Source organism: Mesorhizobium comanense (assembly GCF_005503535.1).
GTDB classification, from domain to species: domain Bacteria; phylum Pseudomonadota; class Alphaproteobacteria; order Rhizobiales; family Rhizobiaceae; genus Mesorhizobium; species Mesorhizobium comanense.
Genome location: NZ_SCNN01000001.1, coordinates 49591 through 66521, shown reverse-complemented (window position 1 = coordinate 66521; position 16931 = coordinate 49591). Strand labels below are relative to the sequence as shown.

Annotated in this window: 14 protein-coding genes; 3 read left to right on the top strand and 11 right to left on the bottom strand. The window is 64.6% G+C overall.

All coding sequences use genetic code 11. The features are described 5' to 3' along the window. Positions 1–213: 213 nt before the first annotated feature. From FFS37_RS00340 to FFS37_RS00315, 6 genes are read right to left on the bottom strand one after another with little or no spacing between them, the layout of a single operon-like run. Complete coding sequence (locus tag FFS37_RS00340) at positions 214–996, bottom strand: carnitinyl-CoA dehydratase (protein ID WP_137928947.1); 783 nt, start codon at positions 994–996, stop codon at positions 214–216. After that, the gene (locus FFS37_RS00335; RefSeq protein WP_137928946.1) at positions 989–3067 is read right to left on the bottom strand and encodes an acetate--CoA ligase family protein; all 2079 of its coding nucleotides are present in this window, start codon (positions 3065–3067) and stop codon (positions 989–991) included. Before FFS37_RS00335 ends, FFS37_RS00340 begins: the two co-directional genes overlap by 8 nt. A 43-nt stretch (positions 3068–3110) precedes the next feature. Beyond that, complete coding sequence (locus tag FFS37_RS00330) at positions 3111–4274, bottom strand: acyl-CoA dehydrogenase family protein (RefSeq protein ID WP_137928945.1); 1164 nt, start codon at positions 4272–4274, stop codon at positions 3111–3113. 4 nt (positions 4275–4278) lie between these two features. Beyond that, complete coding sequence (locus FFS37_RS00325) at positions 4279–5382, bottom strand: carnitine 3-dehydrogenase (protein ID WP_137928944.1); 1104 nt, start codon at positions 5380–5382, stop codon at positions 4279–4281. Continuing rightward, complete coding sequence (locus FFS37_RS00320) at positions 5379–6008, bottom strand: HD domain-containing protein (protein WP_137928943.1); 630 nt, start codon at positions 6006–6008, stop codon at positions 5379–5381. The genes FFS37_RS00325 and FFS37_RS00320 overlap by 4 nt, the downstream gene beginning before the upstream one ends. A gap of 16 nt (positions 6009–6024) precedes the next feature. Beyond that, positions 6025–6942 carry a BKACE family enzyme gene (locus tag FFS37_RS00315; protein ID WP_137928942.1) on the bottom strand — a complete coding sequence of 306 codons (918 nt, stop codon included), beginning with the start codon at positions 6940–6942 and terminating at the stop codon, positions 6025–6027. A gap of 79 nt (positions 6943–7021) precedes the next feature. Here FFS37_RS00315 and FFS37_RS00310 point away from each other — a divergent pair, with 79 nt between their 5' ends. Next, positions 7022–7999, top strand: coding sequence for a GlxA family transcriptional regulator (locus tag FFS37_RS00310; RefSeq protein ID WP_137928941.1), 978 nt, complete (start codon positions 7022–7024; stop codon positions 7997–7999). 38 nt (positions 8000–8037) lie between these two features. On the opposite strand, the gene FFS37_RS00305 is transcribed toward FFS37_RS00310, so the two are convergent. The 3 genes from FFS37_RS00305 to xylA all read right to left on the bottom strand — a co-directional run bounded on the left by FFS37_RS00305 (position 8038) and on the right by xylA (position 10353). Further along, positions 8038–8247, bottom strand: coding sequence for a hypothetical protein (locus FFS37_RS00305; protein ID WP_137928940.1), 210 nt, complete (start codon positions 8245–8247; stop codon positions 8038–8040). A 173-nt stretch (positions 8248–8420) separates the two neighbouring features. Then, complete coding sequence (locus FFS37_RS00300) at positions 8421–8900, bottom strand: GNAT family N-acetyltransferase (RefSeq protein WP_137928939.1); 480 nt, start codon at positions 8898–8900, stop codon at positions 8421–8423. 127 nt (positions 8901–9027) lie between these two features. Then, a complete protein-coding gene (xylA, locus tag FFS37_RS00295) occupies positions 9028–10353 on the bottom strand; it encodes a xylose isomerase (RefSeq protein ID WP_137928938.1) in 1326 nt (441 codons plus the stop codon). 111 nt (positions 10354–10464) lie between these two features. Here xylA and FFS37_RS00290 point away from each other — a divergent pair, with 111 nt between their 5' ends. Next, entirely contained in the window at positions 10465–10827 is a 363-nt protein-coding gene (locus FFS37_RS00290; protein ID WP_137928937.1) for a nuclear transport factor 2 family protein, read from the top strand. Between the two features lie 197 nt (positions 10828–11024). On the opposite strand, the gene xylB is transcribed toward FFS37_RS00290, so the two are convergent. Both xylB and FFS37_RS00275 read right to left on the bottom strand, forming a co-directional pair. After that, entirely contained in the window at positions 11025–12479 is a 1455-nt protein-coding gene (xylB, locus tag FFS37_RS00280) for a xylulokinase (RefSeq protein ID WP_137928936.1), read from the bottom strand. Between the two features lie 81 nt (positions 12480–12560). Further along, positions 12561–13886, bottom strand: coding sequence for a tetratricopeptide repeat protein (locus FFS37_RS00275; protein ID WP_137928935.1), 1326 nt, complete (start codon positions 13884–13886; stop codon positions 12561–12563). Positions 13887–14109: 223 nt separating this feature from the next. Between FFS37_RS00275 and FFS37_RS00270 the strand changes: the two genes are divergently transcribed. Then, complete coding sequence (locus FFS37_RS00270) at positions 14110–16896, top strand: autotransporter family protein (RefSeq protein ID WP_137928934.1); 2787 nt, start codon at positions 14110–14112, stop codon at positions 16894–16896. Positions 16897–16931 lie beyond the last annotated feature (35 nt).

Below are 16931 nucleotides of genomic sequence, written 5' to 3'. Positions count from 1 at the left end.
GCCTGCACAGACTGTAAAGATTGAGCCCAGCCACCCCTCTCTGGCCTGCCGGCCATCTCCCCCGCATGGGGGGAGATTGGCAACTTTGGCCGCGGCGCTTTTCTTGCGACGTTCATGATTGGCGAAAGCAAAGATGACGTCTGATCTCCCCCCTTGCGGGGGAGATGCCCGGCAGGGCAGAGAGGGGTGCTTCGCACTGTCATTTCCGTAGAGTCATCTCCCCTTCCAAACCGGCTCGCGCTTTTCCGCAAACGCCCTGAACCCTTCCATGTTGTCCTCGGAGCCGTAGAGCGCGTCGACCGTCGGCAGCTGACGGCGGGTCACTCTGTTCATCGCATCCTGGAAGGTGAGCGCCTCGGCAGCCCGCGCGGTCTCCTTGATGGCGGCGAAGACCAGTGGCGGACCGCTGGCCAGCAGCCGGGCGATTTCCCAGACGCGGTCCTCGAGTTTCTCCTTGGGCAGCACCTCGTTGACCAGGCCCCAGCGATGCGCCTCGGCGACATCCATCCAGCGGCCTGTGAGCAGAAGGTCCATGGCGACGTGATAGGGAATGCGCTTGGGCAGCTTGATCGTCGCGGCATCGGCCAGCGTGCCGGCGCGGATCTCGGGCAGCGCGAAGGAGGAATGATCGGAGGCGTAGATGAGGTCGCAGGACAGCGCCAGTTCGAAGCCGCCGCCCACCGCCATGCCGTTGACGCAGGCGATTACCGGCTTGTTGAGGTCGCGCAGCTCCTGCAGGCCGGCAAAGCCGCCGACGCCGTAGTCGCCGTCGACTGCGTCGCCACCGGCGGCGGCCTTGAGGTCCCAGCCGGCGCAGAAGAACTTGTCGCCAGCGGTCTTGACGATGGCGACGCGCAGTTGCGGATCGTCGCGGAACGCCTTGAAGGTCTCGCCCATCAGCCGCGAGGTTTTCAGGTCGATGGCGTTGGCCTTGGGCCGATCGAGCGTGACCTCGAGGATCGAGCCCTCGCGGCGGGTCGAAATGACATCAGACATTCTTGTTTTCTCCCAGGACCAGCAATGCGTCGGCGATCCAGGCACCCTTGCCTTCGACGCAGACGATCAGCGGATTGATGTCGAGTTCCTCGATCTCGCCGGCATTCTTCTGCACGAAGTCGGCAATGCCCGCGATAGCGTCGATGGCGGCCTTGACATCGGCCTTCGGGCGGCCACGGTAGCCTTCGAGCAGCGGGAACAGCTTCAGGCCGCGAAGCGCCGCCTCGATGTCGTCGCGGGTCGCCGGCAGCATCAGGGTGACGCTGTCGCGCAGCAACTCGACCAGCACGCCGCCGGTCCCGAGCGTCATCACCGCGCCGAACATCGGATCCCTGGTGAAGCCGACGATCAGTTCGGCGACGCCGTCGCGCACCATGCGCTCGGCATAGAGGCCGCTGCCCAGCGGCAACAGGTCATGCGCGGCGGTGCTGACCGATTCGGCGTCCTTGAGGTTGAGCCTGACGGCGCCGACCTCGGATTTGTGGGTGACGCCAAGGGCCTTCAGCGCCACCGGGAAGCCGAGCGCCATGGACGAGATCACCGCCTCGACTGCATTGCCGGCGCGCTCACCCTTGGGCACCGGAAGCCCGGCCTTGATCAGGCGCGCCTTGGCCTCGGCCTCGTCGGGCGTGACGCGCGGTGCGTCGGAGGCTCCGGCCGCCCGGGTGTCGACCGGCTGCGCCTGAGGCTCGCGCCAGGCCCAGCCAATGAAGGCGGCGGCCTGGGCGGCGTCCATCGCTTCGGAAATACCGAACAACGGAACCATGCCGCGCGCCATCAGTTCGGCGGTGTATTCCTCCGGCAGGTTCTCCGGCAGCGAGGAGACGATGGCGCCATGCGCGTTGTTGGTCTTCAGCGCCGATTCGAAGGCGCGCAGCGTCGCCCACCAGTCGGTGACCGAGCAGCGGTCGGGTCGCGGGAAGTCGAGCACCAGCATGTTCAGGTCGAAGCCGCCCGACACCATGGCGGTGAAGGTGGCCGTCATCGCCGGCTCGTTGTTCCAGATGAAGGTGTGGTAGTCGAGCGGGTTGGCGACCGCGACCAGCGGGCCGAGCGTCGATTTCACATGCGCGCGATGTTCCGATGTCAGTGCGGGGAACCGCACCCAGCGCCCCTCGGCGCTGTCGGCCATGACGGAGGCCTCACCGCCCGAGCAGCTCATGGACGACAAAGTGTAACCCGGCAGCGGACCGGTAATGTGCAGCAGCTTCAGCGCCTCGATGAAGGCGGGGATGGAATCGACGCGCGCTATGCCGAGCCGCTTCAGGAAAGCGCCCGATGCGGCATCGGAGCCGGCGAGCGAAGCGGTGTGCGAGACGGTCGCCTGCCGCGCCTGCTCGGAGCGTCCGACCTTCATGGCGATGATCGGCTTCTTCAGCTCGCGCGCCCTCGCCGCCAGCTTTTCGAAGCCGGCTACGGAATCGAAAGCCTCGATGTGCAGGCCGAGCGACGTCACCCGATCGTCCTCGATCAGGCCGAGCGCCATTTCGGACAGGCCGGTCTGGGCCTGGTTGCCGGCGGTCATCAGGAAGGCGATCGGCAGGCCGCGCTTCTGCATCGTCATGTTGATGGCGATGTTGGACGACTGGGTGATGATGGCGACGCCCTTGCCGCCCTCTTCCAGCCGGATGCCGCCATGCTGGTCGGGCCACAACAACGCGCCATCGGCATAGTTGATCAGGCCGTAGCAGTTCGGCCCGATGATCGGCATCTGGCCGGCGGCGGCGACCAGCTCCGCCTGCAGCCGTTCGCCGTCCTCATCATAAGCTTCGGTTTCGAGGAAGCCGGCTGCGAAACAGACGGCGCCTCCGGCGCCACGCTCGGCCAGCGCCTTGATCACCTCGATGGTCAGGTGCCGGTTGACGCCGACAAAGGCGGCATCCGGCGCGCCGGGCAGGTCGGCCACGGACCGGTATGCCTTGCGGCCGGCGACCTCGTCCTTGGTCGGGTGCACCGGCCAGATCTCGCCGGCAAACCCCATCTTGATCGATTGCGCGACGACGGCCGCGGCCTGCACGCCGCCGAACACGGCGATCGATTTCGGACGCAGGAGACGTTCCAGTTTATGCATGATCATTTTCTCGTTGAGGCATGAGCTGTTCCCGGATCATGCTCTATGCGCCGAACGGACGCAGCAGCGCCCGCGAAATAATATGTCGTTGAATCTCCGACGTGCCTTCCCAGATGCGCTCGACACGGGCGTCGCGCCAGATGCGCTCCAGCGGCAGGTCGTCCATCAACCCCATGCCGCCATGAATCTGGATGGCCTCGTCGGCAACATAAGCCAGCATTTCGGTGGCCTTGAGCTTTGCCATCGCCATGTCCTGGTCGGTGACGGTCCCCTGATCGTACTTCCAGCCGGCTTCGAAGACCATCAGGTCGGCGGCCTTGAGTTCCGTCGCCATGTCGGCGAGCTTGAACGACACGCCCTGGAACTTGCCGATCTGCTGGCCGAACTGCTGGCGCTGCGCGGCATATTCGATGGCATGGCCGAGCGCCCGCTCGGCACGGCCGAGACAGGTTGCGCCGACCTGCAGGCGCGTGGCGCCGAGCCAGGAATTGGCGACGTCGAAACCCTTGTGCACCTCGCCAAGCACCTGGCTCGCCGGCAGCCGGCAGTCGTCGAATTCCAGGATGGCGTTGGTGTAGCCCCGATGCGAGACGTTGCGATAACCCTCGCGCACCGAAAAACCCTTGGTGCCCTTGTCGATGAAGAAGGCGGTGATCTTCTTGCGCTTTCCACGCGGCGTCTCTTCCTCGCCCGAGGCCATGAAGACGATGGCGAAATCGGCGAGATCGGCATGGCTGATGAAATGCTTGGTGCCGTTCAGAACCCAGTCGTCGCCGTCCTGCACCGCCGATGCCTTCATGCCGCGCAGGTCGGAGCCGGCGCCCGGCTCTGTCATGGCCAGGCAATCCCACTTCTCGCCGCGGATGCAAGGGAACAGATATTTCTCGCGCTGCTCCGGCGTGCCGGCCAAAAGAATGTTGGAGGGGCGCGCCACGCAGGTCCAGTGCAGTGCGTAGTTGGCGCGGCCGAGTTCCTTTTCGTAGAGCAGCCAGGTCACCGTATCGAGGCCGGCGCCGCCGACATCCGCCGGCATGTTGGCGGCATAAAGCCCTGCCTCGATCGCCTTGGCCTTGAGCTCCTCGATCAGGTCGCGGCGCAGCACGCCGGTGCGCTCGACCTCGCGTTCATGCGGATAGAGCTCGTTCTCGACGAAGGCGCGCGTCGTCTCGACGATGAGTTTTTGTTCCTCAGAAAGACCGAAATCCATGGTCTCAGCCTTTCTTCTTTTTCTTCGGCTTTTCAGCCTTGTCGGCCTTCTTCACCGGCTTCGATGCCTTGGCCTTCTCGGCCGCCTTGGAAGCCACGGGCTTCTTCGCCGCCAGCTTGGCGAGCTGCTTGGTGTAGTCCTTGTGCAGCGCGCCGGCGCCCCAGCCCTTGCCCTTGTTCTGCTTCGACAGCGCGTCCATGATCGCGACCAGATTGTCGTCGCGGATCTTTTCCAGCTCGCGGATCGACAGGCCGTGCGCCTGGTCGTCCGACTGGGTGGCGATCAGGTCGACCAGTTCGTCGTTGAATTCCGGCACGTCCATCAGCTTGGTCCACGGCCATTTCAGGCAAGGGCCGAACTGGGCCATGAAGTGGCGCATTCCCGCCTCGCCGCCGGCGACACGGTAGACCTGGAACATGCCCATCTGCGCCCAGCGCAGGCCGAAGCCATAGCGCATGATGTCGTCGAGCTCCTCGACCGTGCAGATGCCGTCCTTGATCAGCCACAGCGCCTCGCGCCACGCCGCTTCCAGCAGGCGGTCGCCGACGAAGGCCTCGATCTCCTTGCGGATGACGACAGGCTTCATGCCGATCGAAGCATAGATCTCCTTGGCGACTTCCACCGCTTCGGGGAAAGTCTGGTCGCCGGCGACGATCTCGACCAGCGGCAGCAGATAGACCGGATTGAACGGATGGCCGACGACCAGCCGCTCCGGATGCTTCTTCATCGCCACCTGCATGTCGGTCGGCTTGATGCCGGAGGTGGAGGAGCCGACGATGGCGTTGGCCGGGGCATGGGTGTCGATCTCGGCCAGCACCTTGTGCTTGAGGTCAAGCCTTTCCGGCACGCTTTCCTGGATGAAGTCGGCATCGGCCACCGCCTCGGCGATGGTCTTGGCGAAGGTCAGCTTGCCTTCCTTGGGCAGGCCGCCCGGCACCATCTGCTTGTAGGCGCGGCGCGCGCCCTTCATCACTTCCGAAACCTTGCGCGAGGCCTCGGGATCCGGATCGAAGATCGACACATCGATGCCGTTGAGCAGCAGGCGTGCAACCCAGCCGGCGCCGATGACACCGCCGCCGATGGCGGCTGCCTTGTTGATGATGCTCATGCGGAAGCTCCGGTTCTCTTGCTGGCTGTCTGGGGATCGATGAGGGGCACGCGCTCGCCGGCGCGGATCACGGCCGGGTCGTAGGCCTTGCGAGCGAAGACTTCGAGGACGAACGGCCGAAAGAACTCGATCGGCAGCGTCTCGTAGCCTGGATCGAAGCTCGACTGGTCCCAGCGCTCGCAGAACTGGTCGCAGTCGTCGAAATAGGCATGGCCGGCAAAGCGTTCGCGGGCATGGCGATTGCCGCCAAGGTGATGCGCGTAATAGAGGCGCTGGAAATCGCCGTGCTTCTCCACCACCCAGGTGCACTGCTCGCGCACGAAGGGCTTCAGGATCGAGGCGGCGTATTCGTCATGATTGTAAGGCGCGTAGATGTCGCCAATGTCGTGCAGCAGGGCGCAGGCGATCCAGTCCGTATCGGCACCGTCGCGCCAGGCGCGCGTCGCCGCCTGCAGGGAATGTCCGAGCCGGGTGATCTTGTAACCCGACAGGCCCTCGTCGAGCTGGACAAGCGCATCCAGCAGACGATCGCCGGTCCTGGCGGCATAGTCGATCTCATGGGCGGTCAGGAATTCGTAGTCTTCCTTGTCGCCATCCTTCATCGCGGTGAATTTGACGGTGGTCATCTCAGACTCCCCAAGATCACGCTGCGATCGGCGCCCGCTTGGTCAGGTTCAGCTTCTTGCGCACTTCCTCCGGCCCGATGACCCTGGCGCCGAGATTGGTGACGATGCTGGCGGCGCGTTCGACGAGCTGCGCGTTGGTGGCCAGAACGCCCTTGTCGAGCCACAGATTGTCTTCCAGTCCGACGCGGACATTGCCGCCGGCCAGCACCGCCGCCGCGGCGTAGGCCATCTGGTTGCGGCCGATCGAGAAGGCCGACCAGTTCCAGGTCGACGGCACGTTGTTGACCATCGCCATGAAAGTGTTGAGGTCGTCCGGCGCGCCCCACGGCACGCCCATGCAAAGCTGCACCAGCGCGTCGGCGTTCAGGACCTTTTCCTCGACAAGCTGCTTGGCGAACCAGAGATGGCCGGTGTCGAAGGCCTCGATCTCGGGCTTGACGCCCAGCGCCGTCATCATGCCGCCCATGGCTCGCAGCATGCCGGGCGTGTTGGTCATGACATAGTCGGCCTCGGCGAAGTTCATCGTACCGCAATCGAGCGTGCAGATTTCCGGCAGGCACTGGCGCACATGCTCCATGCGGTTGCTGGCGCCGCCCATGTCGGTGCCTTTCTCGTTGAGCGGCAGCGGCGCCTCGGGCGAGCCGAACACCATGTCGCCGCCCATGCCGGCGGTGAGGTTCAGGATCACGTCGACTTCCGCCGCGCGGATGCGCTCGGTCACCTCGCGGTAGAGATGGACGTCGCGGCGTGGCTTGCCGGTCTCGGGGTCGCGCACATGGCAGTGGACGATCGCGGCACCGGCCTTGGCTGCGTCGATGGCCGAATCGGCGATCTGCTTGGGCGAGCGCGGCACATGCGGGCTGCGGTCCTGGGTGCCGCCGGATCCGGTGACGGCACAGGTAATGAAGACCTCGCGGTTCATCGCAAGCGGCATGGAATTCTCCTCCCGATCGAAACAGGCACCCAGCATCGCTCGACTTGATCGAGGCTGCTTTACGTTTTACGAAGGTGATATGATTAAAAGCGAAAGATCGGTGTTTCGTGCCGAACGCGAGACACTCAAGGTGACGTTCCTGGTGTTTTCCGGCTCGTCCATCATGTGCGTCGCATCGGCTGTCGATCCCCTGCGCGCCGCAAATCGTATCTCCGGCGAGACACTCTTCGATTTCAAGCTGGTCTCCGTGACCGGCGAAGCACCGATCACCACTTGCGGCCTGCCCGTCGCGGTCAGCGGTCGTTTCGACGCGACCGAGCCAACCGACATCCTGGTCGTCGTCGCCGGATTCGGCACCCAGAACTACGCCACGTCGGCCCTGCTTTCAGGGTTGCGAAGAGCGGCGCGAGCGGCCCGCGCCTGCGGCGGCGTCGAGGCCGGCACATGGCTGGTTGCGCGTGCGGGACTGCTGGAAGGCCGCAGCGCCACCACCCATTGGGAGGACATGGAGGATTTTTCCGCCGCCTTCCCGGGCGTCGACGTGCGACCGGACCGCTATGTCATCGACGGGCCGGTCTTCACCTGCGGCGGCGCTTCGCCGACCTTCGACCTGATGCTGCATCTCGTGCGCACGCGGCTCGGCATGGCGACCGCGCTCGATGTCGCCAGCGTGTTCATCTACGATCAGGCGCGTGCGGCGACCGACGCCCAGCCGCTGGTCTCGCTCGGCCGGCTCGACGGCTATGATCCGCGCCTGGCACAGGCCATCCGGCTGATGGAATCGCATGTCGACCAGCCGCTGACCATAGCTGCCGTGGCAAAACGCGCCGGCGTCACCGCCCGCACGCTGGAGAGCATCTTTCGCAAGTCGATCGGCGAGACGCCGGGCGCCTACTATCTCAGGCTTCGCCTCGGCGCGGCGCGGCGCCTGGTGGTCGATACCAGGGTGGCGATGGCCGATATTGCCGGGCGGACCGGATTTTCGTCCGCCGCGGCGTTTTCAAGGGCTTTCTCAAGGGCTTTCGGCGAAGCGCCGGTCAGGCTGCGCCGAGGCTGATCGCGCATCGCTGTCGCGGCATGCGCAGATATGGGATATCAGGCAGCGTTCTGACGGTCCGAGCCGGCGTCGATCTGCGAGCGCATCTGCCTGGCGAGATGAGTCTCGAAACGGCTGGCAACGGCACGATCCCATTCGTTCAGCCGGCGGGCGCCGTCCTTCGGATGCGGCATCGCCATCAGCCGGTCGATGATCGACCCGGCCGCTTCAGGTGAGAGCAGGGCGTCGATTTCACGTTCGTTCTGCATCGGTTCGCCTCCTTCTTCCTCTCCCGCCACGCATCGTCTTTATACGAGATACGTGACGGCAGTTTGAAGGCAAGAGCGAGGTCATTGAGGGGCGGCAAGGGGCAAAACCTTGTCGTCCCTCACACCCTTCGACGCAAAGCCATTCCCGGCGCGAGCCGCCGAATCAGCCTCGATCAGCCGAGTTGCTTGACCAAGAGAACCGTGGTGAAGCCGCTGTCCCATTCATCGTCAGGATAACGGTCCTTCTCGACATAGCCGACCGCCTTGTAAACATTCCGGGCGCGCTCGTTGAACGTATCGGTCTCGAGCCGTGCCTGGGCGAAACCGGCAGTGGCGATGGCCTGTTCGGCATGCGAGAGCAGCCTGTGGCCGATACCCTGGCCCTGATGGCCTGCCCTGACATGCACCGCCTCGATGAAGTCGCCGCGCCAGTGGATCATGCCGGCGACATCACCATCGATTTCGGCGACCGTGAACTGCGGCCAGCTTTCCTCGACATAGCGCCCGCCAATATCGTTCTCGACATAGCGCTTTGCCGACGCGTCGGTGACGTGCGGCAGCCAGGTGCCCTCGAAGGTTTCCTGCAACACCTGCTTTAGCGCCGGGATATCACCGGCCTGCGCGGGGCGCACGATAATCTGCGCTTTTGGCATTTCTGTCTCCACTCCAGCATAGAAGTGTCCTTTGGCCAGGCAAAGAACACTTTTTGCTTAGCAGAGCGGAGCCAGGGTGGCTTTCGGCCACCCCAAGCAGATATAGGGCCAGATACCGCGTCCGCCGTCAGACGTATCTGTTGACGATGTTTTCGAGCAGCTCCTGGCGGCCGGAGCGCGGCTGCGGCTCGATCTTCTTTTTCACCACGCGCTCGGCGATGTCCTCCAGCGTGCGCTTGCCCGACAGCATGGCCTTCGCCTCGGTGCTGTTCCAGCCGGCATAGCGCTCGGCGAGCGGTGCCGACAGCGCCTTGTCCTCGACCATCCTTGCCGCTGCCTTGAGACCGCGCGCGCAGGAATCCATGCCGCCGATATGGCCGATCAGAAGATCCTGCGGGTCGAGCGACTGGCGGCGCAGCTTGGCGTCGAAATTGGTGCCGCCGGTCTTGAAGCCGCCTGCCTGCAGGACCTGGTAGTAGGCCAGCGCCATCTCCGGCACATTGTTGGGGAACTGGTCGGTGTCCCAGCCCGACTGGTAGTCGTTGCGGTTCATGTCGATCGAGCCGAAGATGCCAAGCGCGTTGGCCAAAGCCAGTTCATGCTCGAACGAATGGCCGGCCAGGATGGCGTGCCCCTGCTCGATGTTGAGTTTCACTTCCTTCTCCAGGCCGAAACGCTTGAGGAAACCATACACCGTGGCGACATCGTAATCATACTGATGTTTGGTCGGCTCTTGCGGCTTCGGCTCGATCAGGATCGTGCCCTTGAAGCCGATCTTGTGCTTGTAGTCGACGACGAGGTTGAGGAAGCGGCCGGCCTGTTCCTGCTCTCGGGCAAGGTCGGTGTTGAGCAGCGTCTCGTAGCCCTCTCGCCCACCCCACAGCACATAGTTCTCACCCTTCAGCCGCTTGGTGACGTCGATGCAGCTCTTCACCGTCGCCGCCGCATAGGCAAAGACGTCCGGATCGGGATTGGTGGCGGCGCCCGACATGAAGCGGCGGTGCGAGAACAGGTTGGCCGTGCCCCAAAGCAGCTTGACGCCGGTCTGCTTCATCTTGCCGGCAAAATAGTCGGCGATTTCGTCGAGCCGGGCGGCACTCTCGGAAAAATCCTTGCCCTCCGGCCGCACATCGGCGTCGTGGAAACAGAAATAGGGCGCGCCGAGCAGCGAGAACATCTCGAAGGCGACGTCGGCCTTCAGCTTCGCCAATTCCATCGTGTCGACGCCGCCGGCCTTGGGAAACCAGGGACGGTCGAAGGTCTGGCCACCGAACGGATCGCCGCCCGGCCAGGCGAAGGAGTGCCAGTAGGCGACGGCGAAGCGCAGATGGTCCTCCAGCCGCTTGCCGGCCACCACCTCGTCGGGATTGTAGAACCGGTAGGCCAGCGGATTGGTCGAATCCGGCCCCTCATACTTGATCTTCTGGATATCGCCGAAAAATCCGCTGCTCATCGCTTTTTCCTCTCCAAATAGTCGCGCCTGATTACCTCAGGCGTAATTGGTTTCGCTCTTGCTCGGGGTGAAAAGGGTCGTGTCAAAGCCACTCAGAACAGGAGACAGACCATGACCGACCTCAACAAGATCGCACAGGGCTACATCACCGCCTGGAACGAAAGCGATGCCGGCCGCCGCGCCGAATTGCTCAAGGCTACCTTCACCGAAGACGTCAGCTATCGCGATCCGCTCATGCAGGGCGACGGCCACGAGGGTGTCGCGGCACTGATCGACGGCGTGCAGCAACGCTTTGCCGGCTTCCGGTTCTCGCTGAAGGGCACGCCGGACGGCTTCGCCGACAAGATCCGCTTCTCGTGGAATCTCGGGCCTGAGGGTGTCCCGTCCGTTATCGAAGGCACGGATATCGGCATCATCGAGAACGGCCGCCTGAAGAGCATCACCGGGTTTCTGGACAAGGTGCCGGCGCAGTGAGGCTAGCTGGGTAAGGGCGGTGCGAGGCACCCCCCTCTGGCCTGCCGGCCATCTCCCCCGCAAGGGGGGAGATTGGCTGTCGCACAGGCTTTCGCCAATCCCACATGTTACAGCAATGAGCGGGGCGCCCAAGCTGCCGATCTCCCCCCTTGCGGGGGAGATGCCCGGCAGGGCAGAGGGGGGTGCCTCGCGCAGACTCACGCGGTCACGCCCTTTATGGCCGGATAGAGCGCCCGATAGCGCTGATAGGCGTCCGCATACGCCCCACCAAGCTTGGCATCCGGCTCCACCGTCGCATCCGTCCGAGGCGCCGAGCACACGGCCAGCGGATCCGCCCCCGTCGCCGCGATCAACCCCAGCCGCGCCGCACCGAAGGCAGCGCCGAAATCACCGTCGGCGGGAATATCCACCGGCACCTGCAACGCGGTGGCGATCGCCTTCAGCCAGTAGCGCGAGCGCGAGCCGCCGCCGATCGCGGTCACGCGCGTCAGGTCCGTGCCGGCTGTCTTCAACGCCTCCAGACTGTCGCGGAAGGCGAAGGCGACACCTTCGAGCACGGCTTGCGTCAGCACGGCACGGCCCGACTCATGCGCCAGGCCGGTAAAGGAGCCGCGAATGGCGGAGTCATTGTGCGGCGTGCGCTCGCCCGAGAGATAGGGAAGGAAGGACACGCCGGTCGGCGCTTTCAGCGTGTCGCCGAGCTCCGAGGTCAGCTCGCCCGCGCCTTTGCCCGTGATCTCAGACAGCCAGTTCAGCGAATCCGTGGCCGACAGGATGACGCCCATCTGATGCCAGGTGTCGGGCAAAGCATGGCAGAAAGTGTGGACCGCGCTTGCCGGGTTGGGCAGATAGGAAGCGTTGGCGGCAAACAGCACGCCCGACGTGCCCAGCGAGACGAAAGCATGGCCGGCGCCAACCGTGCCCATGCCGCAAGCGGAAGCCGCATTGTCGCCGGCGCCGCCGGCCACGGGAATGCCGGCCGCGACGCCCCATTTGGACGCGAGTTCGGCGCGCAGACCGCCAGCGCTGGCCGTGCCTTCGACCAGCGACGGCATCTGCTTCTCGTCGAGCGACGTGGCGGCCAGCAGATCGGACGACCAGCGACGCTGGCCGACATCGAGCCAGGATGTCCCGGCCGAGTCGGACATTTCCGAAATATATTCGCCGGCGAGCCAAAGCCGCAGGAAGTCCTTTGGCAGCAGTACCTTCGCCACCTTGGCGAAGACATCAGGCTCGTTGTTCTTCACCCACGCCAGCTTGGGTGCGGTGAAGCCGGGAAATACAATGTTCCCGGTCAGCTTCCGGAAGCGGGGATCGGCATCGAGCGCGGCCGCCTCGACGTGGCTGCGCGTGTCGTTCCAGAGAATGCAGGGGCGCAGCACCTTGTCGGAGGAATCCAGCAGCGTCGCGCCATGCATCTGGCCGGAGAGACCTATGCCCTTCACGGCGGCAAGCTGCGTCGGGTGGGAGGCTTTCAATTCGGCGATCGCGTCCTCGCAGGCGCGGATCCAATGGCCCGGATCCTGCTCTGACCAGCCGGGATGCGGCCGCGAAACGTCAAGCGAACCATGGCCGGAGCCGATGACGGTCTGTCCGGCATCGATCAGCAGCGCCTTGACGCCCGAAGTGCCCAGGTCGAGGCCGAGATACATGTCTTCCTCCCATGTCCTTATTTTTTTCGGATCTCGAAAAAATCTGGCCGAGCCAGTTTTTAAGGCAAGATCGGCTTGCGGTCAATTCTCTGACAAATCGGCGGCGCGTCGCGAAAACAGTGCCGAAAGCGGACTGTCGTGCCGCGCGGCCGAACGCTCGGCCGCAAGCGTCCTCGCCAGCGCGCCGTCACCGGCCCGGAGTGCCGCTTCGATCAGCGTCAGGTCGATGACGTCTCGCTGCGCGTGGCTGCCGCCAAAACGGCTGGCGATCGCCCGGATCGGCCGGATCAAGCTTGTGGTCTCGACGTAATTGCCTTCGCCGAATGCCTTGATGGCCAGCGTCAAGGGATGGCCAACGTCCCGGGTGAAGGCGGCGTTGTCGTCGCTGCCGCGCATGGCCTCGCGCTGCGTCTCGAGCAATGTCCGGGCCGGCGCGTCCAGCCCGGCGCCGACGAAGGCCATCATGGCATGGGCATCGTTGAAGGCGTAATTGCCGGCCCCGGCCTTGGGCGCCCAGTTCTGCGCGAGCGCGGCCCAGCGGTCGCCGACATCGACGCCGCCAAGATGGAGACGCCACAGGATCGCCGAGGCGTCGACCATGTTGAGCGCCAACGTCGACCGGGCGCCGTAGATCGGTCCGTCATAGAGGGCCAATACCTCACCGGTCTCGCCGAGATCGTAGTGAAACAGCGCCAGATGCCACCAGTTATGCACCTTGAGGAAGCTCTCCCTCGTCCACGCTTCCGGATCGGCGCGCATCCAGGCAATGCCGTCCTTTTGCCGGCTTTGCATTTCCATGACATGCGCGACGGCATGCTGGGCCCAGCCGTCGCGCGGTTCTATCTCGACAGCGGTGCGGCCAAGCTTCTCGGCCCTGATGTATTCGCCCATCTCCTCCAGGCCGAAGGCCTGCATGCCGAGAATGGCATGGTAGCCCGGCATGTCGCTGCCCCAGGATGGCAGAGCGCGGCCGATGCGGTCGCGCAGCATGCGGGCATTGCCGGTGAAGAAATCGATCTGGTGGCCGACCTGCAACGCGACGGCGTCGAGGGGATGGTCCTTCGCTATGGCTTCGAGAATGGCCGAGGCCTCATGCCAATGGCCGTTTGCGAGGTGGCCAAGAGCCGCGACATGCGCCTGCTCCCGGGCGGTCGCGGCCAGCGGCAAGGCCGCCTCGTGACAGGTCCTGGCGACAGCGCTCGCGTCCGGTTCGGTGGCGAGGCCGAAAAGATAACCCTTGAAGACATGCGCCATGACGAAACCGGGGGCATGCGCGATGGCGCGATCCACGGAGCCGACGGGATCGCCGATGAAGCACTGCAGTTCCCGTACAGCCTGGACATAGGGCGCAAGCCCCGCTTCCGTCACGCCCGACAGGGTCAGGCCGAATGCATCCTTGAGAGCCATGCAAATCCTTCGATCGGCCCGTCATGGGCACGGTGCGCCTCGATTCAACCGATCTTAAAGCATGGGCCCCAGCCGCGCCAACCGCGCGCCAATAAGGTCCATTCCAGTAGATTTTGTAGTTCATCAACCATGAATTGCAGATTAGCCTTTGTAAAATCGAACGGATTGTGGCTTCATTGCGGCGCGGCGAAGGGCTTGTAATCGCGATCTGAGAGGGGACGCGATGCGGCATCCTGAATTACAGCACCCGAACGTACGTTCGGAATACGTTGGTGACTCGATTTCTTTGCTGAGGCGAAGGCTGCCGCAGACCCATTCGTGGTTTATTAGCCTGCTTGCAACTACAGCGTTTGCGTTGCTGCCGAATTCCACGGCCCTGGCGGCCTGCGTGCTGGTTCCATCGGTGGGAAATACGACCTTTACCTGCGACAGCGGCGATTCGGGCGGAAGCCTCACCGATACCAGCGGCGACAACACGCTGACCTTTCCTGCCGGTGGCACCGGGCAGGTGAGCGGCAACGTCACCTTCGGCGCCGGCTCGGACCGCATCAACATGCAGTCGGGCGCCATCACCGGCGCGGTCGATCAGGGCGACGGCCCGGATTTCTTCACCATCGGCGGCGGAACCGTCACCGGCAATGTCCAGCAGGGCGCCGGGATCGACGATTTCAACATGAGCGGCGGCCAGATCGGGTCGCTCAACCAGGGAGACGGGCTGGACACGTTCACGATGACAGGTGGGCGCATCGTCGACTTTTTCGACGACGGCGATCATGCCGTGATGACCGGCGGCCGCATCGGCCGGGTCAACATGAAGCTCGACAAGAACTATTTCGACATGTCGGGCGGCACCATCGACCGCAATCTCGTCACCGGTTTCGACCAGGACACCATCATCCTGTCGGGCGGCACGATCGGCGGCAACATCAGCGTCAGCGGCGGCAATGACAGCGTCACGATATCCGGCGGCACGGTCGGGGGCGATGTGCTGATGAGTTTCGGCTCCGACACTTTCGTCTGGAATGGCGGCGGCATCGTCTATGGCGCGGTCGATCTCGGCGCCGACAACGACACCGCGAGGCTCAGCAATCTCACCAAAGCCAATCTCGGCGGCACCCGTGCGTTTAATGGCGGGCTTGGCACCGACGCGCTGACCTTCGACAACGTCAAGCTGGACGGTATCTCCCGGGTGCAGAACTGGGAAACGATCGATGCCACCAACGACACCCAGCTGACCCTGGACGGCAATCTCGTACTCGGCGACAGCGGCACGGGTACCGGAAAGCTGACTGTCGACAAGGCAAGCACGCTCTATGGCGGCGGCTTCAACAGTTCCATCCAGGCATTCACGTCAGGGCAACTGGCCGAAGTCGTCAATGCCGGCCGCATCGACCTGACCAACGGCAGCACAGGCGCTAGCGATCGCCTGACGATATCAGGCAATTATCTCGGTACGGGCGGATTGCTGCTGCTGCAGACCGAGCTTGGCGACGACAACTCCGCTTCCGACCGGCTGGTGCTGTCGGGCGGCACAGCCTCGGGCAGCACCGGCATAGCGGTGATCAATGCCGGCGGCGCCGGTGCGCAGACCACGGCCGACGGCATCATGGTGGTGCAAGCGATCGACGGCGCCACATCAAGCGCCGGCGCCTTCGCCCTGGATGCGCCGGTCGCTGCCGGCGCGTTCGAATATTATCTCTTCAAAGGCGGTGCGAGCGCTGGCAGCGGGGAGAACTGGTATCTGCGTTCGACGCTGACGACACCAGCGACACCGGCGGCGGCGCCTCCGGCACTCGAACCGACGCCGCAACCGGAGCCGGTGGCGCCACAGACGGAGGCACCGCCGCCGCCGTCCGATTTGCCGCCGGTCCTGGCGCCGACCGATGGGGATATCAACAACCCGCCGGTCGATCCGACACCGCCAGTGCAGGCCGGCGATCCCCCTCCCGAAGCGCCACCGCCGCCGCCGGCCGCGCCGCCGGCTGATCCGCCGCCACCGCCGCCCGCAGTGCCGACCGCCGTGCCGTATCTGCCGACGCCGGCGCCTGGCCAGACGATCTTGCTCTACCGCATCGAGGTGCCCGTCTATTCGGCCTTGCCGCCTGTGGCCGATCATCTGGCCATGGCGACGCTCGGCACCTTCCACGAGCGGCGCGGCGAGCAGAGCCTGTTATCCGATACCGAACTGCAGCCGGTCTGGGGCCGTATCTTCGGCCAGGATGCCGAGATGGGCTGGTCGGGAACCGTTTCCCCCTCCTTCGACGGCACGCTGTTGGGATTCCAAGCGGGGTTCGACGCCCTTGGCCGGGAAACAGCGTCAGGCGGGATCGATCGGGCCGGCCTGTTCGTCGCCTATGGCAGCATGAACGGCAACGTCCGCGGCCAGGCACTGGGACAGGACGATCTCGCGGTGGGCAAGATCGACCTCGGCGGCACCAGCGTCGGCGGCTACTGGACCAGGATCGGCCATGAGGGCTGGTATCTGGACGGCGTGCTGATGGCGACTTTCTTCAGCGGCTCGGCAGACTCATCGCGCGACATCGGCATCGACGTCAGAGGCACCGGCGTCACCGCTTCGCTCGAAGGCGGCTATCCCTTCGTGCTCGGACGGGGTTGGACGCTGGAGCCGCAGGCGCAACTCGTCTGGCAGCGCGTGTCGCTGGACGATGCCCGGGACCGGTTCTCGTCGGTCTCCTTCGACCTCGACGACAGCGTCAACGGCAGGCTCGGCCTGAGGCTGCAGGGAGAAACCGCGCTGAACGGCGTGGCGCTGCAGCCCTATCTCAAGGCCAATCTCTGGCATGATTTCGGCGGCACCGACCATGTCAACTTCGAAGGCACCGATATCTCAACCGACAGCAGATCGACATCGTTTGAGTTCGGCGGCGGCGTGGTGGCCAAGGTGACCGACAAGGTCAGCATCTTCGCCACCGGCGACTACACCACCAATCTCGGCGGCGACAGGCGCCGCATTCTCGAAGGCAATCTCGGCTTCAGCGTCAAATGGTGAAGGTCCGTCGGACCCCACCGATATCGCCGCAAGGA